Source organism: Streptomyces sp. NPDC007856 (assembly GCF_042868225.1).
Taxonomy (GTDB): Bacteria; Actinomycetota; Actinomycetes; order Streptomycetales; family Streptomycetaceae; genus Streptomyces.
In genome coordinates, this window is sequence record NZ_JBIAEC010000017.1 from 19,924 (window position 1) to 39,388 (window position 19,465).

Sequence of the window (19,465 nt, forward strand, 5' to 3'; positions counted from 1 at the left end):
TCCGGCAGGATGGTGTGACATGAAGCTCACGAAGAAGTCCCACGCCTGTGTCCGTCTCGACAAGGGCGGTCAGACGCTCGTCATCGACCCCGGCGGCTTCAGCGAGGAGGACGCCGCACTCGGCGCCGACGCCATCCTGATCACGCACGAGCACCCGGACCACTTCGACGAGTTCCGGCTCCGGGCCGCCATGGAGAACAACCCCGCGGCCCGGATCTGGACGCTGAGGTCCGTCGCCGAACGGATCACAGCGGCCTTCCCGGGCCGGGTGCACACGGTAGGCCACGGCGACACCTTCACCGCGGCCGGCTTCGACGTGCAGGTCCACGGCGAACTGCACGCGGTGATCCACCCGGACATCCCGCGGATCACCAACGTCGGCTATCTCATCGACGGCGGCAAGGTCTTCCACCCCGGCGACGCCCTCACCGTCCCCAACCACCCGGTGGAGACGTTGATGTTGCCGGTGATGGCGCCGTGGAACAAGATCTCCGAGGTCATCGACTACGTCCGCGAGGTGCGGCCCCGCCGCGCCTACGACGTCCACGACGCCCTGCTGACCGACCTGGCCCGCCCGATCTACGACCGCCAGATCGGCGCCCTGGGCGGCACGGACCACCAGCGGCTGACCCCGGGGGCGTCTGCGGAGGTCTGAGTCCGTTGTCAGTGGCTCCGGGTAGGTTGTGAGGCATGCGCATCGCCACCTGGAACGTGAACTCGATCACCGCCCGCCTTCCGAGGCTGCTGGCCTGGCTGGAGAGCAGCGGCACCGACGTGCTCTGCCTGCAGGAGGCCAAGGTCGCCGAGGAGCAGTTCCCGTTCGACCAGCTGCGCGAGCTGGGCTACGAGTCGGCGGTCCACGCCACCGGCCGGTGGAACGGCGTGGCGGTGCTCTCCCGCGTCGGCATCGAGGACGTCGTCAAGGGCCTGCCCGGCGACCCCGGCTTCGAGGGCGTGACCGAGCCGCGCGCCATCTCGGCGACCTGCGGCCCGGTCCGCGTCTGGTCGGTGTACGTGCCGAACGGCCGCGAGGTGGAGCACCCGCACTACGCGTACAAGCTCCAGTGGTTCGAGGCCCTGAAGGCGGCCGTGTACGGCGACGCACAGGGCGGCCGCCCCTTCGCGGTCATGGGCGACTACAACGTGGCACCGACGGACGACGACGTCTACGACGTGGCCGCCTTCGAGGGCTCCACCCATGTCACCCCGGCCGAGCGCGCGGCCCTCGTCTCCCTGCGCGAGGCCGGCCTGAACGACGTGGTGCCGCGCCCGCTGAAGTACGACCACCCGTTCACGTACTGGGACTACCGCCAGCTCTGCTTCCCGAAGAACCGCGGCATGCGCATCGACCTGGTGTACGGCAACGGACCCTTCGCCAAGGCCGTCAAGGACTCCTACGTCGACCGCGAGGAGCGCAAGGGAAAGGGTGCCTCCGATCACGCTCCGGTGGTGGTCGACCTCGACGTCTGATGCCACGCTGGGTCCATGAACCTTCCGTTCCTGGGCCACCGGCACAAGAAGAACGGCGACGGTGGGGGTGCCCCCGCGCGAGCGCAGTCGAGCGCGGGGGAGCTCCCCGCCGACCCCGAGGGGATCGCCGCGTTGCTGTCCGAGTGCGAACTGCTCCGCTCGCAGGCGGCCCGGGCGGGCGTCCGCCTCGACGACACCCCGGCCTCCCTGGAGGCCCTGGACCAGCTGGTCCCGCGCTGGCGCGACGACGCCGAGATCCTGCCCTGGCTGGGCAACGACGCGGGACTGTATCTGGGCACGGTCGTGGTGCGCACCGTGCCCGGCGCCGCCTGGCTGATCCGCCCCGACGGCGAGCCCGTCGTACGGCTGGCCTCCGGCCGTGAGGTCGAGGTGGCGGGCGCCGGGCAGGACTGGGCCGCGAGCGGCGTCCCCGAGCTGTCCCAGCTCTACGCGGAGATCGCGGAGAACTGAGCCGGTGTCTCCCCCTGGACACCGGCCAGTTCACGTACACCACGCGGACGCCCCTTTGCGCGCGGAGGAGTTCCTTCCCGCCGGGAGGCCCATCGCCGCCGACCCTCGACTAAGATGTGCCGTTCTGCATGCTGCGAGACCCCAGGGGGCGGCAGTTCACACGGGCCATGCTCGTCCGGCGGCAGCCGGAGATCACTGCTCGCGCACGGGGACGGACACGTACGACGGGTCGTCCGGGAGCGAGGAGAAGGTCAGCTGCGCGCCGGACGGGTTGTGCTCGATGTACAGCGGGTCGACCGTGTCGACCACCAGCGCGAGGCGGTGCCCGGCGGGTACGTCGTAGGCCGTGGAGAACAGGTCCAGGTCGACGTCGAACGGCTCGCCGGGCGTCCGCCCGTGCCAGGTGTACGGCGCGTTGGTGACGAGCTTGCCGATACCGAGCGGCCCCACGTCGTACAGGTAGGCGACGAACGTGCCGCTCTCCGCGGTCGGGGTCAGCGTGGTGTGCAGGGTGGCCGTGCCGCGCACCTGCTGGGTGCTGCCGTACCGCTCCGACTGCCACACGGCCGCCAAACGGCGCGGCAGCAGCGGGATGGCGGCCATCGGCGGCACCTGGGCGACCTGGTCGAGGATGCTGGAGAGGAAGACGATCCCGCCGTCCGCGCCGGAGTCGACGTTCGCGTGGATGGTGGTGGAGCCCGTGAGCGCGAACTTCCGCCGTGTCGCCTCGACCGACTTCCAGTCCGGGTAGCCCTCGTATCCCCCCGCGCTACGGGACTTCAACTGGACCGGCTGTTCACGGTCGATGCCGTTGTCGGCGCCCTTCAGATAGTGGTCGAACCAGCGCTCGGTGTCCGTCCAGACGTCGTTGGGCAGCCCGAACAGGCCGGTCAGCTCGGCGGTCGCGTGGTCGCCGGGGCGCAGTTCGAGCCGCTTGGGCACGGTCAGCTTCTGGTAGAAGTCGGCGTACTGGTTGGCCGGGAAGACCGTGTCGCCCCAGGCGTTGGCGAGCATGAGGGCCGCGCCGTTCTTGTTCAGCTGGTCGACATAGGTCGCGGCCGAACGTTTCCGCCCCCAGTCGATCATCTCCTTTTCCCTGGACAGGTCCGAGGCGTAGAAGTGGTCGAAGATGTCCCGGACTTCGGGGCTCTCCCGGCCGGTGAGGGTGGCGGCGCCGTCCAGTACGGCGGCGGCCTGGACGTGCTGGGTGCGGCCCGAGTAGATCGAGTCGATCAGGTCCGACCAGCCGCTCAGCGCGGCCACGGCCTTGATGCGCTTGTCGTGCGCGGCGGCGAGCAGGCTGATCCCGGCGCCGTACGACACCCCGGCCATGCCCACGTGCCGCGGGTCGGACGGGGTGTTGGCGAGGGCCCAGTCGATGACCTTGGAGGCGTCCGCTATGTCCGGCGGACCGGCCACTTCTATCTGTCCGCCGGACTGCCAGAAACCGCGCACGTTGTAGGTGAGCACCACATAGCCGGCGTCGGCGAGCTTCTGCGCCTGGGCGAGGTACTCCACCTGGGGCAGGCCCCAGCTCGTGGGCAGCACGATGAGCGGGTAGCTGTGCGAGCCGTCGGCGCCCGCGGGCGTGACGACGTTCGCCTTCAGCACGGTGCCGCCGTCGCCGGTGATGTCGACGAACCGGAAGGACGGCGTGCCGGCCTGAGCGGCGGGCGCGAGGCCGACGACGCCGCCGGCGATGAGCGCAGCCGAGACGGCTCCTGCGGCGGCGGTGCGCAGAGCGGTGCGACCGTGTCCCATGGGTCACTCCTTCATTGGTCAAGTGCAAAGTGACCCGACGGTAACCGGGACCTCTTACCGCAAGTAACCCGTCGGTAAGTTACGTGCCAGTAAAGTTTGTTGAACGGCTAAGCGGCCGTGTCGGCGGACGCCGTCTCGGGCAGTGGCGTCCGTGCTGCCCGCGTCACGTCCGCCACCAGCTCGGCCACATCCGGGCCGTACGCCTGCGAGTTGACCACCTTCAGCAGCAGTACGAAGGACCCGGTGCCGTACTTGCGGTGCAGCCGCTCGTGGTGGCGGGCGAGATAACGGGTGGCGGCCTGGTTGGTGATGGCGCTCTGGCCGCAGCAGAGGAACACCGGACGGCTCTGGCCACCCGCGGTGACCCGGGCGAGCAGGACGTACTCGCTGACGCCCCGCTCCATGCGGTAGTGCTCGCCGCTGATCCGGAAGGCGCTGCGCTCGGGCCCGGGCTCCGGGTCGGTGTTGACCGACACCCCCGGCAGCATCGCCGACATGTGCGCGGCCATCCGCCGGCTGGAGGACGGCCCGCCCACACAGAACTCGGTCCGTTCGCCGAAGCCCTGCTGGACCGCGTCCTGGGTGACCACCTGGGCGTGCGCACCGCAGTCCTTGATGAGCGCGGACAGCTCCAGCAGCGCGAACACGTCGAAGCGATGCACCGCCGGTTCGGTGGCGGCCGGGTCGCGGTTGACGACGAGCAGCGACTCCGAGTTCTCCGGCAGCCCGAAGAACGCCTGCTTGCGCCGCAGTTTGCGGCGCCACAGATAGGTGCGGGCGAGCCAGCCCAGCGAGGCCGATATCGCGGTCGCCACCAGGCCCAGGACGATGTTGCGCACGTCGTCGTTCATGGCCGGGCATGGTAGCGGGCCCGGGGAACGGCTACGTACCCGTGTTCGATCTGTGACGGTCGTATGGCGAGTGACCGAGGCGTACTGTCGGTACTACGGCAATCTGGCTACGCTGCGGCGGACTGTCCCGACGGGAGGTTCGGATGGGTCGTCCTGGCACGCGGAAACTGGCGGTCGTCGCGGTCTCGGCCGCGCTGGTGTCGGTGGGGGCGGCGGCGCCACCCGCCGCGACAACGAGCGGCACCCCCACCAAGGTTCCCGTGGCGGTGGGCTACGGCGGCGCGGTCGCCAGTGTCGACGCCGACGCCTCCGCCGCCGGCATCGAGGTACTCAGGCACGGCGGCAACGCGGTCGACGCGGCCGTCGCCACCGCCGCCGCGCTCGGCGTCACCGAGCCCTACTCCTCGGGCATCGGTGGCGGCGGCTACTTCGTCTACTACGACGCCAAGTCCCGCACGGTGCACACCATCGACGGCCGCGAGACGGCGCCGCTCAGCGCCGACTCCGACCTGTTCGTGGAGAACGGCAAACCGCTCGCCTTCGCCGACGCCGTCAGCAGCGGCCTGAGCGTCGGTACCCCCGGCACGCCCGCGACCTGGCAGACCGCGCTGGACGAGTGGGGCAGCAAACGGCTCGGCACGGTCCTGAAGCCGGCCGAGCGGATCGCCCGTGACGGCTTCACGGTGGACGACACCTTCCGCTCGCAGACCGCGTCCAACGAGACCCGGTTCCGCTACTTCCTGGACACCGCGAAGCTGTTCCTGCCGAACGGACAGCTGCCGGTCGTCGGTTCCACCTTCAAGAACCCCGAACTGGCCCGCACCTACGAGGAGCTGGGCCGCGAGGGCGTCGGCGCCGTCTACCGCGGGGACATCGGCGACGACATCGTCAACACGGTCGAGCACCCGCCCGTGGACCCCGCCTCCGGCTGGAACGCCCGCCCCGGCAAGCTGGAGGAGAAGGACCTCGCCGTCTACCGGGCCAAGTTCCAGGCGCCCACCAGGACGTCGTACCGCGGCCTGAACGTGTACTCCATCGCCCCCTCCTCCTCGGGCGGCACCACGGTCGGCGAGGCCCTCAACATCCTGGAGAACACCGACCTTTCGAAGGCGAGCCAGGTGCAGTACCTGCACCACTTCATCGAGGCCAGCCGCATCGCCTTCGCCGACCGCGGGCGCTGGGTCGGCGACCCCGCCTTCGAGGACGTACCGGCCAAAGAGCTGCTGTCGCAGGAGTACGCCGACTCGCGCGCCTGCCTGATCAAGGACGACGCGGTCCTCACCAGCCCGCTCGCCCCCGGCGACCCGCGCCACCCGGCGGCCTGCGGCAAGGGCGGTACGGCGGCCCCGACGACGTACGAGGGCCAGAACACCACGCATCTGACCGTGGCCGACAAGTGGGGCAACGTCGTCTCCTACACGCTCACCATCGAGCAGACCGGCGGCAGCGGCATCACCGTGCCCGGCCGGGGCTTCCTGCTCAACAACGAGCTGACCGACTTCTCCTTCACCCCGGCCAACCCGGCCGTGCACGACCCGAACCTGCCGGGGCCGGGCAAGCGGCCCCGCTCCTCGATCTCCCCGACGATCGTGCTGGACAAGAACAACCGGCCCGTGGTGGCGCTCGGTTCGCCCGGTGGCGCGACCATCATCACCACCGTGCTGCAGACCCTCACCGAGTTCCTGGACCGGCGTCTGCCGCTGGTCGACGCCATCGCCGCACCCCGCGCCAGCCAGCGCAACGCTGCCCAGACGGAACTCGAACCCGCCCTGTACAACGGCGACCTGAGGAAGCAGCTGGAGGCCCTCGGGCACTCCTTCAAGCTCAACCCCGAGATCGGCGCGGCGACCGGCGTACAGCGGCTGCCAGGCGGCAAGTGGCTGGCCGCCGCCGAGAAGGTACGTCGCGGCGGCGGCTCGGCGATGGTCGTGGATCCGGCGCCGTAGGCCGCGGCGTGTCGTAGGAGTGTCGCAGGCCTGCGACCCGGTAGCGCGTCGCAGGCCTACAACTCCGGTGCGGGCGGCTCGGTTTCCTCGGTGGCGGGCGGCGGGGTCTCCTGGGTGCGGAAGTCCAGCCGTCCGTCCCGGACGTCCACCGTCACCCGGCTGCCCTCGGAGATCGTGCCGTTCAGCAGCAGCCGGGACATCTGGTTGTCCACCTCGCGCTGGATCGTGCGGCGCAGCGGCCGGGCGCCGTACTCCGGCTGATAGCCGCGCTCGGCGATCCAGTCCACGGCCGCGTCCGTGAACGCGACCGAGACGCCCTGCCCGTCCAGCAGCCGCCGGGTGCTCTCCAGCAACAGGTCGGTGATCTGCCGCAGTTGCCCACCGGTCAGCTGCTTGAAGACCACGATCTCGTCGATGCGGTTGAGGAACTCCGGCCGGAAGTGCTCGCGCAGCGGCCGCAGGATCTGTTCGCGCCGCGCCTCCTCGTCCGCCGCCGAGCCGCCCGGCCCGAACCCGATCCCGGCACCGCGCCGGGTGATCGCCTCCGAGCCGAGGTTGCTGGTCATCACGATCACCGTGTTGGTGAAGTCCACGGTCCGGCCCTGGGAGTCGGTGAGACGGCCGTCGTCGAGCACCTGCAACAGGATGTTGAAGACATCCGGGTGCGCCTTCTCCACCTCGTCCAGCAGGAGCAGCGAGTACGGGTGCCGGCGCACCACCTCGGTCAGCTGACCGGCCTCCTCGTGGCCGACGTACCCGGGCGGGGCGCCGACCAGCCGGGAGACGGTGTGCCGCTCCTGGTACTCGCTCATGTCCAGCCGGACCATGCGGTCCTCGCTGCCGAACAGCGCCTCGGCGAGCGCCCGGGCCAGCTCGGTCTTGCCGACGCCGGTCGGGCCGAGGAACAGGAAGCTGCCGATCGGCCGGTTCGGGCTCGCGAGCCCAGCACGGGAGCGCAGCACGGCCTCCGAGACCACGGCGACCGCGTCCTCCTGGCCGATGACCCGCTGGTGCAGGTGTTCCTCCAGGCCGAGCAGCCGTTCCTTCTCCTCCTGGGTGAGCCGGCTGACCGGGATGCCGGTCTGCCGGGACACCACCTCGGCGATGGCCTCCGCCGTCACCTCCAGGTCCAGCCCCTCGTCGGCCTTGTCCTCGTCGCTCGCCTCGGCGATGCGCTGCTTCAGCTCGCCGATCCGGTCGCGGAGTTCCTTGGCCTTGTCGTAGTCCTCGCCCGCGACCGCCTGGTCCTTGTCGCAGACCAGCTGCTCCACCTCGCGCTCCAGCGCGCGCACGTCCGCGCCCTTCGTCCGGGCACCGAGCCGGACCCGCGCACCCGCCTGGTCGATCAGGTCGATCGCCTTGTCCGGCAGCCGCCGGTCGGTGAGATACCGGTCGGACAGCTCCACGGCGGCGACCAGCGCCTCGTCGGTGTAGCGGATCTGGTGGTGGGCCTCGTACCGGTCGCGCAGCCCGCGCAGGATCTCGATGGTGTCCTCGGCCGTGGGCTCGGGCACCAGGATCGGCTGGAACCGGCGGGCCAGCGCCGCGTCCTTCTCGATCCGCCGGAACTCCTCCAGCGTGGTCGCGCCCACGATGTGCAGCTCGCCGCGGGCCAGGGCGGGCTTGAGGATGTTGCCCGCGTCCATCGAGCCGCCCTCGCCGCCGGAGCCCGCGCCCACGACGGTGTGCAGCTCGTCGATGAACACGATCAGCTTGTCCGAGTGGGCGCGGATCTCCTCCACGATGTTGTTCAGGCGCTCCTCGAAGTCGCCCCGGTAGCGGGTGCCGGCGACGACGCCGGTCAGGTCCAGGGCGACGACCCGGCGGCCCGCCAGGACGTCCGGGACGTCCGAGTCGGCGATGCGCTCGGCAAGGCCTTCCACGATGGCCGTCTTGCCGACGCCCGCGTCCCCGATCAGCACCGGGTTGTTCTTGCCGCGCCGGGACAGCACCTCGATGGTCTGCTCGATCTCGGTGTCCCGGCCGATGACCGGGTCGATCCGGCCCTGCCGGGCCAGCTCGGTCAGGTCGCGGCCGTACTTGTCCAGCGTGGGCGTGCCGGTGGCGCGCTGCCGCTCCACCCGGACCGGGGTGCTCTCGGGGGCCTCGGTGGGCAGGGAGCCCGCCGAGAAGCGGGCCGCGTTCAGGATGTGGCCGGCCGCCGAGTCCGGATTGGCCGCCAGCGCGCTGAGCACATGCTCCGGGCCGATGTACCCGGCGCCGCTCGCCCGCGCCAGGTCGTGCGCGTCCAGCAGGGCGCGCTTGACGGCCGGGGTCAGCGACAGCGAGGTCGGCGGGGGCACCTCGCCCGGCGGGTGCTGGGGCGGGCCGGCCCGGTCGTCGATCTCCGACGCGAGGGAGTCCGGGTCCGCGCCCGCCCGGCTCAGCAGGCTCCGAGTGGGCTCGGCGGCCACGGCGGCGCGCAGCAGGTGCTGGGTGTCCAGGTCCCGGCTGCCGTGCTCGGCGGCGTACAGGGCGGCCCCTCGGACCAGCTCGCGGGCCGGCTGGCTGAGCAGGCGCCCGATGTCGATGTGGCGCGGCGCGCCACGGGCTCCGCCGGATCCACCGAAGAAGCGGGCCAGGAACTCACCGAAGGGGTCAGGAGGGTAGCCGTCGGTCATGGCATGGGCTCCTTCGCTGACGACATACGGAGCGGCCGGGTAACCCGGTGTGGGTTGCTCATGCCCACGATGTCACGATCTGTGGGGGTGGGCATGTTCGCCCGCGGCCCGCACTCCTCAGGCGGTTTCCCTTGCCGTGAGGATCCTTGGACCGGAGTCCGTGATCGCCACCGTGTGCTCGACGTGCGCCGCGCGGGAGCCGTCGCTCGTCCTCAGGGTCCAGCCGTCGCCCGCCGCGTGGTAGGCGTCCTTGCCGCTCGCGATGAGCATGGGCTCGATGGCGAGGACCATGCCGGGGCGCAACGGCAGCCCTCGCCCGGGGCGGCCCTCGTTCGGGACCTCGGGGTCCTCGTGCATACGGCGGCCCACGCCGTGGCCGCCGAAGCCGTCGGGGATGCCGTAACCGGCCGTACGGCAGGTCCGGCCGACGGCATGGGCGATGTCGCCGATGCGGTTGCCCACGACGGCCGCCTCGATGCCCGCCGCCAGCGCCCGCTCGGCCGTCTCGACCAGGCGGAGGTCGGCCGGGCGCGGGCGGCCCACCGTGAAGCTGATCGCCGAGTCGCCGGCCCAGCCGTCCAGGGTGGCGCCGCAGTCGATCGAGACCAGGTCGCCGTCGCGGAGCCGGTAGCCGGTGGGGATGCCGTGCACGATCGCGTCGTTCACCGAGGCGCAGATCACGGCGGGAAAGGGGGTCGGGGCGAAGGAGGGGCGGTAGCCGAGGAACGGCGAGGAGGCCCCGGCCTCGCGCAGCACCTCCCGTGCCACCTCGTCCAGCTCCAGCAGGGAGACGCCGACGTCCGCGGCCCGTCGTACGGCCGTCAGGGCCCGCCCGACGACCTGGCCCGCGGCGTGCATCGCGTCGATCGACTTGTCGGTCTTCAGCTCCATCATGCCAATTACTATACCGGTATTTTAATGGGTGGGTCGCGGTGAAGGCCGGTATTAGAATGGGCGCATGGTGCGCACCCCTCTCACCCCCGAAGAACGCGAACGCGGCGAGCGGCTCGGGCGGTTGCTGCGCGAGGCGCGCGGAGGCCGGAGCATGGCCGAGGTCGCCGCGCAGGCGGGTCTCTCCGCCGAGACGCTCCGCAAGATCGAGACGGGCCGGGCGCCGACACCCGCGTTCTTCACCGTGGCCGCGCTGGCCGGGGCCCTCGGGCTGTCGATGGACGAGCTGGTCGCGCGGTGTGCGCTGGTGGTCGCGTGAGGTGCCCGCGCTCTGCCGGAAAACTGTGTGTAGTAGTGCCGTAACACGACTCGTGTTGCCTACCCACCGGAAGGGCCGGCGGTCGGGCGGGAGCTGAGCGATGGCGGTGGATCGACTCCCCGGTGGAGTGCGGGAGTTCGCGAGCTACCTGGACGGTCTGCTGGCGCGCCTGGACCAGGGCGGAGGGTGGAGCGGGGTCTTCTGGCAGCGCGACCCCGACGGGATGCGGGCCTGTCTGGACGGACGCGAGGTGCCCCCGTGGGACGTGGTGCAGGCCCTGCTGGAGGATCTTGCCACGGCGTACGGCCCCGCCGCCGCTGCCGCCGAGCGGGAACGCGCCCGCGCCCTGTACCGGGCCGCGCTCACGGCGTACGACGGCCGCCCCGGCGCGCGGGACACCCTGCTCGACCGCCTCGACGTGATGCTCCGCGAACAGCGCTACGCCGCCGAACGCCAGGCCGAACTCACCCGCCTGCTGTCCACGCCCGCATCCGCGGAACAGGCCGAGTCCCTCCGCCTCGACCTCGCCTGGGCCCAGGACGACCACGAGCGCGCCACCGCGAGGTGCACCGAACTCCAGGCCCGACTGACGGAGCTGGACCGCCGGGGAGCGCCGGACGCGGGTCCACTGCGGCACGGCGGCGAGCCCGGACCCCGTCCCGCCGAGGGCGCTGCGGCCCGGCAACCCACCCCTCCCGGCGTCAACTCGCCCCGGCAAGCCGCCGCCTCCGCTTCCGACGCGGTCCCGCAGCCCCCGCGAGCCCCCCGATCCTCGCCGCGTACCCAAGCCGGCAGCCCGCCCTCACCCCAGACCCAAGCCACCACTCCACCCCCACCCCAGACCCAAGCCAGCACTCCACCCCCGCCCCCGCCCCAGACCCGAGCCACCACCCCACCCCCAGCCGTCCCCGAGCCTCCCCGCACCCCCGCCAAGACCCGCAAACGACGCCGTGGCAGTGCACGGTTCGCCGGGATGATGGGAGAGGGGGACGTGGCCGAGGCGGGTGCGGCGTCGGCGGTCATGCCGGAGGCGAGCGCGCGCCGTGCGCCGCGTGGGGCGCGGTTCGCCGGGGGCGTGCCGGCGGCCGAGCCCGTGGCGGCCCCCGTCGAAGTGGTGGACGCCGAGACGGGAGCGGCGGTGGCCGGCGTCGTGGAGCGGCTCGCGCGGTTGCGGGGCGAGGGGCGCACCGGGGAGGCGCATGTGCTGCTCGTCGAGATCGCGCAGTGGCCCGTCGGGCGGTTCCCGGCGCTCGCGGACGCGCTGCACCGCGCCGGACTCGGCGCCGACTGGGCGACGCTGCTGTGGGAGGCCGCCTCGCTGCCCGCGGAGCGGCTGGCCGCGGCCGCCGACGCGCTCGCCGCCGCCGGGCGGGAGGCCGACGGGCGGCAGATGCTGCGGCAGGGCGTGGCCCGCCCGGCGGAGCAGATCGGCGCGGCGGTGCTCCGGCTCGCGGGGGAGGGGCGCCGACGTGAGGCGGAGGCCCTGCTCGACGCCTGTGTGCGGGTCCGTACGGCGGAAGAGGCCGCCCGCAGTGTCGTACCCGATCCGCCCCGGCTCGTGCCGTTACTGCTCCGCGCCGCACAGGCCGTCTCCGACGAGCGGCACTGGGATCTCGTGCACGCACTGCGGGTGGCCGGGCACGCGACGTGACCGGCGATCCATGGAGTCATCCCGGTATGCTCCGTTTCACCCCTTCGAGCGATGCCCTCGCTCACCCACCGGAGTGTGAAACGTGATCGACTCCGCGGGTTGACGACGATGGTCTTGGCAAGGGCCTCCCGGAGGCTTACTTTCGTCCCTCTACGGCCCCCTCTACGGGCGTAGAGGCTCTGAGGGTCCCGTCGAAGGAGCAGCTCATGGCCAACGTCGTACGAGCCGCCCTGGTCCAGGCCACCTGGACCGGCGACACCGAGTCCATGGTGGCGAAGCACGAGGAGCACGCCCGTGCGGCGGCCCGGCAGGGAGCCAGGGTCATCGGGTTCCAGGAAGTCTTCAACTCGCCCTACTTCTGCCAGGTCCAGGAGCCGGAGCACTACCGCTGGGCCGAGCCGGTGCCCGACGGGCCGACCGTCCGACGGATGCGGGACCTCGCGCGCGAGACCGGGATGGTGATCGTCGTCCCCGTCTTCGAGGTCGAGCAGTCCGGCTTCTACTACAACACCGCCGCCGTGATCGACGCCGACGGGACCTACCTCGGCAAGTACCGCAAGCACCACATCCCGCAGGTGAAGGGCTTCTGGGAGAAGTACTACTTCAAGCCCGGCAATCTGGGGTGGCCCGTCTTCGAGACCGCCGTCGGCAAGGTCGGCGTCTACATCTGCTACGACCGCCACTTCCCGGAGGGCTGGCGGCAACTCGGGCTCAACGGCGCCCAGTTGGTCTACAACCCGTCGGCCACCCACCGCGGGCTGTCCGGCTATCTGTGGCAGCTGGAGCAGCCCGCCGCCGCCGTCGCCAACGAATACTTCATCGCCGCCATCAACCGGGTCGGCCGGGAGGAGTACGGCGACAACGACTTCTACGGGACCAGTTACTTCGTCGATCCCCGCGGGCAGTTCGTCGGCGAGGTCGCGAGCGACAAGTCCGAGGAACTCCTCGTCCGTGACCTCGACTTCGACCTGATCGAGGAAGTGCGGCAGCAGTGGGCCTTCTACCGCGACCGCCGCCCCGACGCATACGAAGGGCTGGTGCAGCCGTGAACGATCTCTACTCCCGCCACCGCCAGGTCATGCCCGACTGGCTCGCTCTCTACTACGACGAGCCGATCGAGATCACCCACGGCGAGGGCCGCCATGTCTGGGACTCCGCCGGTAACAAGTACCTGGACTTCTTCGGCGGCATCCTCACGACCATGACCGCGCACGCGCTGCCCGAGGTGACCAAGGCGGTCAGCGAGCAGGCCGGGCGGATCATCCACTCCTCGACCCTCTACCTCAACCGGCCGATGGTCGAACTCGCCGAGCGCATCGCCCAGGTGAGCGGCATCCCGGACGCGCGGGTCTTCTTCACCACCTCCGGCACCGAGGCCAACGACACCGCCCTGCTGCTCGCCACCGCCCACCGGCGCAGCAACACGATCCTCGCGATGCGCAACAGCTACCACGGCCGCTCCTTCAGCACGGTCGGCATCACCGGCAACCGCGGCTGGTCGCCGACCTCGCTGTCCCCGCTGCAGACCCTGTACGTCCACGGCGGCGTGCGCACGCGGGGCCCGTTCGCCGAGCTGGACGACCGCGCGTTCATCGACGCCTGTGTCGCCGACCTGAAGGACATCCTGGGGCACACCCGCCCGCCCGCCGCGCTGATCGCCGAGCCGATCCAGGGCGTCGGCGGCTTCACCTCCCCGCCCGACGGGCTCTACGCCGCCTTCCGCGAGGTCCTGAAGGAGCACGGCATCCTGTGGATCGCCGACGAGGTGCAGACCGGCTGGGGCCGCACCGGCGAGCACTTCTGGGGCTGGCAGGCACACGCCCGCAGCGGCCCGCCGGACATCGTCACCTTCGCCAAGGGCATCGGCAACGGCGCCTCGATCGGCGGGGTGATCGCCCGCGCCGAGATCATGAACTGCCTGGACGCCAACAGCATTTCGACGTTCGGCGGCACCCAGCTCACCATGGCCGCCGGTCTCGCCAACCTCACCTACCTCCTCGAACACGACCTCCAAGGCAACGCCCGCCGGGTCGGCGGCCTGCTCATCGAGCGGCTGCGGGCCGTCGCCGCACAGCTGCCGGGAGTCCGGGAAGTGCGGGGACGAGGGCTGATGATCGGCATCGAACTGGTCAGGCCCGGCACCGACGACGCCGATCCGCAGGCGGCCGCCGCCGTGCTGGAGACGGCCCGCGAGGGCGGGCTGCTCATCGGCAAGGGCGGCGGCCACAACACCAGCGCCCTGCGCATCGCCCCACCGCTGTCGCTCACCGTCGCGGAGGCCGAGGAGGGCGCGGCGATCCTGGAACGGGCGCTCAGGAGTACGTACTAGAGAACGGCGGTACGGCCATGACCACCACCTCGGAGACCCGGTACGGCTGGGAACCCGCCCTCTCCGTCCGCCAGGTGCTCACCCTGGAACGGGTGCTCGCCGGAGAACCCGAGGTGGTCGCCGGTGCCGGGCAGCTCGACCGGCCGGTGCGCTGGGTGCATGTCGCCGAGGCCGCCGATGTCGGGGTGATGCTCAGCGGCGGCGAGATGGTGCTCACCACCGGCGTGCTCCTGGCCGGTGACGAGGCCAAGCAGGCCGAGTACATCCAGTCGCTGCACCGGGCGGAGGCCGCCGCCGTCGTGCTCGGCCTCGGGCGGGCCTTCCCGGCGCCGCCCGAGGTGATGCGCCGGGCCGCCGAGCGGTGCGGACTGCCGATGGTCGTCCTGCACCGGCCGTTCCCGTTCGCCGAGCTCACCGAGGAGGTCCAGTCCCGGCTGGTACGGCGGAAGTTCGCCGCCGTCAGCCTCTCGGAGACCGTACGGACCGAACTCACCGCCCTGATCACGGCCGGCGCCCCGCTGCAACGCCTGCTGGACGAGGTCGCCCGTCACAGCGGCTGCCCGGTCGTGGTCACCAACCTCGCCCACCGCGTCCTCGCCACGGCGGGCGAGCGGTCCGCGGTGGACGACGTGCTGCGCGACTGGGAGAGGGTCTCCCGGCAGGCCGGCGCGGGCGCCGAAGGCGGCTGGATCAGCGCGGAACTCGGCGGCCGCGGGGAGCGCTGGGGCCGGCTGCTGCTGTGCGGCTACCGGGGCGACACGGCCACCGGGCGGCTGCTCGCCGACCGGGCCGCCGAGGCGCTGGTCCTGCACCGCATGCTGGGCGGCGGCTCCGCACACTCCTGGGAGGAGGAGTCCGCGCAGAGCCTGCTCACCGACCTGCTCTCCGGAGTCGTACCGGCGTGCCGGCTGCTGCCCAGGGCGCGCGCGGCCGGGCTGCCGGTCAACCGGCGCACCTTCGTCCCGCTCGTCGTCCTCGGCCGCGCCCCGGACGCACTCGACCGGGTGCTACGCCTGTTGGGGATGTCCGGGCTGGTCGCCGAACTCGCCGACGGCCGGGCCGCCGTACTGCTCAGCCTCGCCCGCGACCAGGACGCCGACGCCCTCACCGCCCACTTCGCGGCCCGGCTGCGCGCCGGGTCAGGGGCCGTGGTCGCCGCCAGCGCCCCCCGTACCGGCTGGGACGACGTGCCCGCCGGGCTGCGCGAGGCCCGGCATGTCGCCGACGCCGTCGCCGACTCCTCGGCCGCCCTCGACCTGCCGGACGTGGTCCGCCTGAAGGACGTACACCTGCGCGGGCTGGTCCGGCTGCTGCGCGACGACCCGCAGGTGCAGTCCTTCGCCGAGCGGGAACTGGACGGGCTGCTCTGCGAGTCCGAACCCGAGTTGCTGAACGTCCTGCGGACCTATCTCGCGACCGGCCGCAACAAGTCCCGCACGGCCCAGCTCCACCATGTCTCACGGCCCGCCCTCTACCGCCGCCTGGAGGTCATACAGTCCCGCCTCGGCGTCGACCTGGACGACTTCGAACAGGCGGCCTCCGTGCACATCGCGCTCCTCGCGCATGACGCGCAACAGGGGTGAAACATGCGACGACCTGCGAAAACGGCGGTGAAACATGGGACCCGGCACACGTGACACGGTGGCACGCGCACGGCCCGCAGACGTGACACGCTGCCAATCGAACGGCCCGCGCGGGCTTTCTACGCTCACGGCACACCGAGCTACCGGAGGTCCCGATGAGCCGAGTGATCCGTGCCGCCCTGTTCCAGACCGCGTGGACCGGCGACAAGGAATCCATGATCCAGGTCCACGAGCAGGCGGCCCGCGACGCGGCCGCGCAGGGCACCCAAGTCCTCTGCTTCCAGGAGCTGTTCTACGGCCCCTACTTCTGCCAGGTCCAGGACAAGGCCTTCTACGAGTACGCCGAGCGGATCCCCGAGGGGCCCACCGTCCAGCGCTTCCAGTCCCTCGCCCGCGAGCTGGGCATCGTCCTCGTGCTGCCGATGTACGAGGAGGAGCAGCCGGGCGTGCTGTACAACACCGCCGCCGTGATCGACGCGGACGGCACCTACCTCGGCAAGTACCGCAAGACCCACATCCCCCAAGTGCAGGGATTCTGGGAGAAGTTCTACTTCCGCCCGGGCAACAGCGGCTGGCCGGTCTTCGACACGGCGGCCGGCCGGATCGGCGTCTACATCTGCTACGACCGCCACTTCCCCGAGGGCTGGCGGGCGCTGGGCCTCGCGGGCGCCGAGATCGTCTTCAACCCCTCGGCCACCTCGCGCGGTCTGTCCCGCTACCTCTGGCAGCTGGAGCAGCCGGCGGCGGCCGTCGCCAACGAGTACTTCGTCGGCGCGATCAACCGGGTCGGCGTGGAGGACCTGGGCGACAACGACTTCTACGGCACGACGTACTTCGTGGACCCCGAGGCCCAGTTCGTCGGCGAGGTGGCGAGCGACAAGGAGACCGAACTCGTCGTACGGGACCTGGACCTGGCGAAACTCCGCGAGGTCCGCGACCGCTGGCAGTTCTACCGGGACCGGGCACCGGGGGCGTACACGCCGCTGACCGCACCCTGACCGCAGCACTGTTGACCGAGGGAGCAGCATGAGCAGCCGTACCGTCATCCGTGGTGGACTCGTCATCACCGCGTCGGACGAGATCCACGCCGACGTCCTGATCGAGGACGGCCGCGTCGCCGCCCTCGCCGCCTCCGGCACCCCCGCCGCCGAGGCGTTCACCGCCGACCGGGTCATCGACGCGACCGGCAGGTACGTCATCCCGGGCGGCGTGGACGCGCACACCCACATGGAGCTGCCGTTCGGCGGCACCTTCGCCTCCGACACCTTCGAGACCGGCACCCGCGCCGCCGCCTGGGGCGGTACGACGACGATCGTCGACTTCGCGGTGCAGAGCGTCGGCCACACCCTGCGCGAGGGCCTGGACACCTGGCACGCCAAGGCCGAGGGCAACTGCGCGATCGACTACGCCTTCCACATGATCGTCTCCGATGTGAACCAGGAGACGCTCAAGGAGATGGACCTGCTGATCGAGGAAGGCGTGACCTCCTTCAAGCAGTTCATGGCCTACCCCGGCGTCTTCTACAGCGACGACGGACAGATCCTGCGCGCCATGCAGCGTTCCGCCGAGAACGGCGGGCTGATCATGATGCACGCCGAGAACGGCATCGCCATCGACGTCCTGGTCGAGCAGGCCCTCGCCCGGGGCGAGACCCATCCGCGCTACCACGGCGAGGTCCGCAAGGCCCTGCTGGAGGCCGAGGCCACCCACCGCGCCATCCGGCTCGCCCAGGTCGCGGGCGCCCCGCTGTACGTCGTGCACGTCTCGGCCATGGAGGCGGTGGCCGAGCTGGCGCGGGCCCGGGACGAGGGGCTGAACGTCTTCGGCGAGACCTGCCCCCAGTATCTGTTCCTGTCCACCGACAACCTCGCCGAGCCGGACTTCGAGGGCGCCAAGTACGTATGCAGCACGCCGCTGAGGCCGAAGGAGCACCAGGCCGCACTCTGGAGGGGACTGCGCACCAACGACCTCCAGGTCGTCTCCACCGACCACTGCCCGTTCTGCTTCACCGGCCAGAAGGAGCTGGGCCGCGGCGACTTCTCCAAGATCCCCAACGGCCTGCCGGGCGTGGAGAACCGTATGGACCTCCTCCACCAGGCCGTCGTCGACGGGCACATCTCCCGTCGCCGCTGGATCGAGATCGCCTGCGCCACCCCGGCCCGGATGTTCGGGCTGTACCCGAAGAAAGGCACCATCGCCCCGGGCGCCGACGCCGACATCGTGATCTACGATCCGCACGCCGAGCAGGTCATGTCGGCCGAGACCCACCACATGAACGTCGACTACTCGGCCTACGAGGGCAAGCGCACCACCGGCCGGGTCGAGACCGTGCTCTCGCGCGGCGAGCCGGTCATCACCGAGCGCGAGTACACCGGGCGCGCCGGGCACGGCGCCTTCACCCCACGCTCCACCTGTCAGTACCTCAACTAGGAGAGGCGCTCATGGACTTCGGACTCGTCCTGCAGACCGACCCGCCGGCCTCCCGCGTCATCAGCCTGATGAAACGGGCCGAGCGCAACGGGTTCCGGTACGGCTGGACGTTCGACTCCGCCGTGCTCTGGCAGGAGCCGTTCGTGATCTACAGCCAGATCCTGGCCAACACCTCGAAACTGAAGGTCGGCCCGATGGTCACCAACCCGGGCACCCGCACCTGGGAGGTCACCGCCTCCACCTTCGCCACCCTCAACGACATGTTCGGCAACCGCACCGTCTGCGGCATCGGCCGCGGCGACTCCGCGATGCGGGTCGCGGGCCGCAAACCCAACACCCTCGCGCGCATCAGCGAGGCGATGAAGGTCATCCGGGCCCTCGGCCGGGGCGAGGCCGCCGACCTCGGCGGCGGCACGGTCGTGAAGTTCCCGTGGATCAAGCCGGGCGCCCAGCTCCCCGTCTGGATGGCCGCGTACGGCCCCAAGGCGCTGAAGATGACCGGTGAGGAGGCCGACGGGTTCATCCTCCAGCTGTCCGACCTGTATCTGACCGAGTACATGGTGAAGGCCGTCAAGGACGCGGCGGTGGCCGCCGGACGCGACCCGTCCGAGGTCACCATCTGCGTGGCGGCCCCCGCGTACGTCACCGCCGACGACTCGCCGGAGGCCCTCGCCCACGCCCGTGAGCAGTGCCGCTGGTTCGGCGGCATGGTCGGCAACCACGTCGCCGACCTGGTCGCCAAGTACGGAGAGCACTCGGCCCAGGTCCCCGACGCACTCACCGACTACATCAAGGCACGACAGGGCTACGACTACGCCCACCACGGGCGCAGCGGCAACCCGGACACCCAGTTCGTGCCCGACGAGATCGTCGACCGGTTCTGTGTCATCGGGCCGGCCGAGAAGCACATCGAGAAGCTGACCGCGCTCCGCGCCCTGGGCGTCGACCAGTTCGCGGTGTACGACATGCACGACGCGCAGGAGGCCACCATCGACGCCTACGGCACGAAGGTGATCCCGGCCGTCAATTCCTGATCCGGCCCCTTCGAGTTCAACCCCCCACGCCCCACTTGGTCTCCCCTCCCCGCCCCGGGGAGGGGGCTGGTGCCCGCACGGCCACTCCCGACCCACCTCACCCCGATT

The 19,465-nt window shown here is 71.3% G+C and carries 16 protein-coding genes; 12 read left to right on the forward strand and 4 right to left on the reverse strand.

Going from position 1 to position 19,465, the window contains the following annotated elements; translation table 11 throughout:
- The first annotated feature begins 19 nt into the window (after positions 1-19).
- Genes ACFYOH_RS33635 through ACFYOH_RS33645 form a run of 3 tightly spaced genes read left to right on the forward strand, consistent with a single transcriptional unit; the run spans position 20 to position 1,941 of the window.
- Positions 20-655, forward strand: coding sequence for an MBL fold metallo-hydrolase (locus ACFYOH_RS33635; protein WP_388633611.1), 636 nt, complete (start codon positions 20-22; stop codon positions 653-655).
- A gap of 35 nt (positions 656-690) precedes the next feature.
- Positions 691-1,470, forward strand: coding sequence for an exodeoxyribonuclease III (locus tag ACFYOH_RS33640; RefSeq protein WP_388633614.1), 780 nt, complete (start codon positions 691-693; stop codon positions 1,468-1,470).
- Between the two features lie 15 nt (positions 1,471-1,485).
- Positions 1,486-1,941: a DUF6278 family protein gene (locus tag ACFYOH_RS33645; RefSeq protein WP_388633617.1), complete on the forward strand. Its 456-nt coding sequence runs from the start codon at positions 1,486-1,488 to the stop codon at positions 1,939-1,941.
- A gap of 192 nt (positions 1,942-2,133) precedes the next feature.
- Here ACFYOH_RS33645 and ACFYOH_RS33650 read toward each other — a convergent pair whose 3' ends face one another.
- Together ACFYOH_RS33650 and ACFYOH_RS33655 are read right to left on the reverse strand one after the other, a co-directional pair.
- On the reverse strand, positions 2,134-3,702 hold the full coding sequence (locus ACFYOH_RS33650; protein ID WP_388633620.1) for an alpha/beta fold hydrolase: 1,569 nt from the start codon (positions 3,700-3,702) through the stop codon (positions 2,134-2,136).
- Between the two features lie 107 nt (positions 3,703-3,809).
- Positions 3,810-4,553: a hypothetical protein gene (locus ACFYOH_RS33655; RefSeq protein ID WP_388633623.1), complete on the reverse strand. Its 744-nt coding sequence runs from the start codon at positions 4,551-4,553 to the stop codon at positions 3,810-3,812.
- Between the two features lie 143 nt (positions 4,554-4,696).
- On the opposite strand from ACFYOH_RS33655, the gene ggt reads away from it, so the two are divergent.
- Positions 4,697-6,499 (forward strand): gamma-glutamyltransferase, encoded by a 1,803-nt coding sequence (gene ggt / locus ACFYOH_RS33660; RefSeq protein ID WP_388633626.1) that lies wholly within the window; start codon positions 4,697-4,699, stop codon positions 6,497-6,499.
- A gap of 56 nt (positions 6,500-6,555) precedes the next feature.
- On the opposite strand, the gene ACFYOH_RS33665 is transcribed toward ggt, so the two are convergent.
- The gene (locus ACFYOH_RS33665) at positions 6,556-9,120 is read right to left on the reverse strand and encodes an ATP-dependent Clp protease ATP-binding subunit (RefSeq protein ID WP_388633629.1); all 2,565 of its coding nucleotides are present in this window, start codon (positions 9,118-9,120) and stop codon (positions 6,556-6,558) included.
- Between the two features lie 117 nt (positions 9,121-9,237).
- Positions 9,238-10,014 carry a type I methionyl aminopeptidase gene (map, locus tag ACFYOH_RS33670; protein WP_388633631.1) on the reverse strand — a complete coding sequence of 259 codons (777 nt, stop codon included), beginning with the start codon at positions 10,012-10,014 and terminating at the stop codon, positions 9,238-9,240.
- Positions 10,015-10,078: 64 nt separating this feature from the next.
- Here map and ACFYOH_RS33675 point away from each other — a divergent pair, with 64 nt between their 5' ends.
- The 8 genes from ACFYOH_RS33675 to ACFYOH_RS33710 all read left to right on the forward strand — a co-directional run bounded on the left by ACFYOH_RS33675 (position 10,079) and on the right by ACFYOH_RS33710 (position 19,357).
- Positions 10,079-10,330 carry a helix-turn-helix domain-containing protein gene (locus tag ACFYOH_RS33675; protein WP_388633634.1) on the forward strand — a complete coding sequence of 84 codons (252 nt, stop codon included), beginning with the start codon at positions 10,079-10,081 and terminating at the stop codon, positions 10,328-10,330.
- A gap of 100 nt (positions 10,331-10,430) precedes the next feature.
- The gene (locus ACFYOH_RS33680) at positions 10,431-11,981 is read left to right on the forward strand and encodes a hypothetical protein (RefSeq protein WP_388633637.1); all 1,551 of its coding nucleotides are present in this window, start codon (positions 10,431-10,433) and stop codon (positions 11,979-11,981) included.
- 206 nt (positions 11,982-12,187) lie between these two features.
- Positions 12,188-13,030: a nitrilase-related carbon-nitrogen hydrolase gene (locus tag ACFYOH_RS33685; protein WP_388633640.1), complete on the forward strand. Its 843-nt coding sequence runs from the start codon at positions 12,188-12,190 to the stop codon at positions 13,028-13,030.
- Positions 13,027-14,310, forward strand: coding sequence for an aspartate aminotransferase family protein (locus ACFYOH_RS33690; protein WP_388633642.1), 1,284 nt, complete (start codon positions 13,027-13,029; stop codon positions 14,308-14,310). Before ACFYOH_RS33685 ends, ACFYOH_RS33690 begins: the two co-directional genes overlap by 4 nt.
- Positions 14,311-14,327: 17 nt before the next feature.
- Positions 14,328-15,893: a PucR family transcriptional regulator gene (locus ACFYOH_RS33695; RefSeq protein ID WP_388633645.1), complete on the forward strand. Its 1,566-nt coding sequence runs from the start codon at positions 14,328-14,330 to the stop codon at positions 15,891-15,893.
- Between the two features lie 155 nt (positions 15,894-16,048).
- On the forward strand, positions 16,049-16,891 hold the full coding sequence (locus tag ACFYOH_RS33700) for a nitrilase-related carbon-nitrogen hydrolase (RefSeq protein ID WP_388633648.1): 843 nt from the start codon (positions 16,049-16,051) through the stop codon (positions 16,889-16,891).
- A 28-nt stretch (positions 16,892-16,919) separates the two neighbouring features.
- Complete coding sequence (hydA, locus tag ACFYOH_RS33705; protein WP_388633651.1) at positions 16,920-18,323, forward strand: dihydropyrimidinase; 1,404 nt, start codon at positions 16,920-16,922, stop codon at positions 18,321-18,323.
- Between the two features lie 11 nt (positions 18,324-18,334).
- The gene (locus ACFYOH_RS33710; protein WP_388633654.1) at positions 18,335-19,357 is read left to right on the forward strand and encodes a TIGR03842 family LLM class F420-dependent oxidoreductase; all 1,023 of its coding nucleotides are present in this window, start codon (positions 18,335-18,337) and stop codon (positions 19,355-19,357) included.
- Positions 19,358-19,465 lie beyond the last annotated feature (108 nt).

Coding starts and splice junctions, on each gene's coding strand:
- ACFYOH_RS33635 (WP_388633611.1), top strand. CDS start 20: ATGAAGCTCACGAAGAAGTCCCACGCCTGTGTCCGTCTCGACAAGGGC.
- ACFYOH_RS33645 (WP_388633617.1), top strand. CDS start 1,486: ATGAACCTTCCGTTCCTGGGCCACCGGCACAAGAAGAACGGCGACGGT.
- ACFYOH_RS33695 (WP_388633645.1), top strand. CDS start 14,328: ATGACCACCACCTCGGAGACCCGGTACGGCTGGGAACCCGCCCTCTCC.
- ACFYOH_RS33710 (WP_388633654.1), top strand. CDS start 18,335: ATGGACTTCGGACTCGTCCTGCAGACCGACCCGCCGGCCTCCCGCGTC.
- ACFYOH_RS33685 (WP_388633640.1), top strand. CDS start 12,188: ATGGCCAACGTCGTACGAGCCGCCCTGGTCCAGGCCACCTGGACCGGC.
- ACFYOH_RS33665 (WP_388633629.1), bottom strand. CDS start 9,120: ATGACCGACGGCTACCCTCCTGACCCCTTCGGTGAGTTCCTGGCCCGC.
- ACFYOH_RS33655 (WP_388633623.1), bottom strand. CDS start 4,553: ATGAACGACGACGTGCGCAACATCGTCCTGGGCCTGGTGGCGACCGCG.
- ACFYOH_RS33680 (WP_388633637.1), top strand. CDS start 10,431: ATGGCGGTGGATCGACTCCCCGGTGGAGTGCGGGAGTTCGCGAGCTAC.
- ACFYOH_RS33675 (WP_388633634.1), top strand. CDS start 10,079: ATGGTGCGCACCCCTCTCACCCCCGAAGAACGCGAACGCGGCGAGCGG.
- hydA (WP_388633651.1), top strand. CDS start 16,920: ATGAGCAGCCGTACCGTCATCCGTGGTGGACTCGTCATCACCGCGTCG.
- ACFYOH_RS33650 (WP_388633620.1), bottom strand. CDS start 3,702: ATGGGACACGGTCGCACCGCTCTGCGCACCGCCGCCGCAGGAGCCGTC.
- ggt (WP_388633626.1), top strand. CDS start 4,697: ATGGGTCGTCCTGGCACGCGGAAACTGGCGGTCGTCGCGGTCTCGGCC.
- map (WP_388633631.1), bottom strand. CDS start 10,014: ATGATGGAGCTGAAGACCGACAAGTCGATCGACGCGATGCACGCCGCG.
- ACFYOH_RS33700 (WP_388633648.1), top strand. CDS start 16,049: ATGAGCCGAGTGATCCGTGCCGCCCTGTTCCAGACCGCGTGGACCGGC.
- ACFYOH_RS33640 (WP_388633614.1), top strand. CDS start 691: ATGCGCATCGCCACCTGGAACGTGAACTCGATCACCGCCCGCCTTCCG.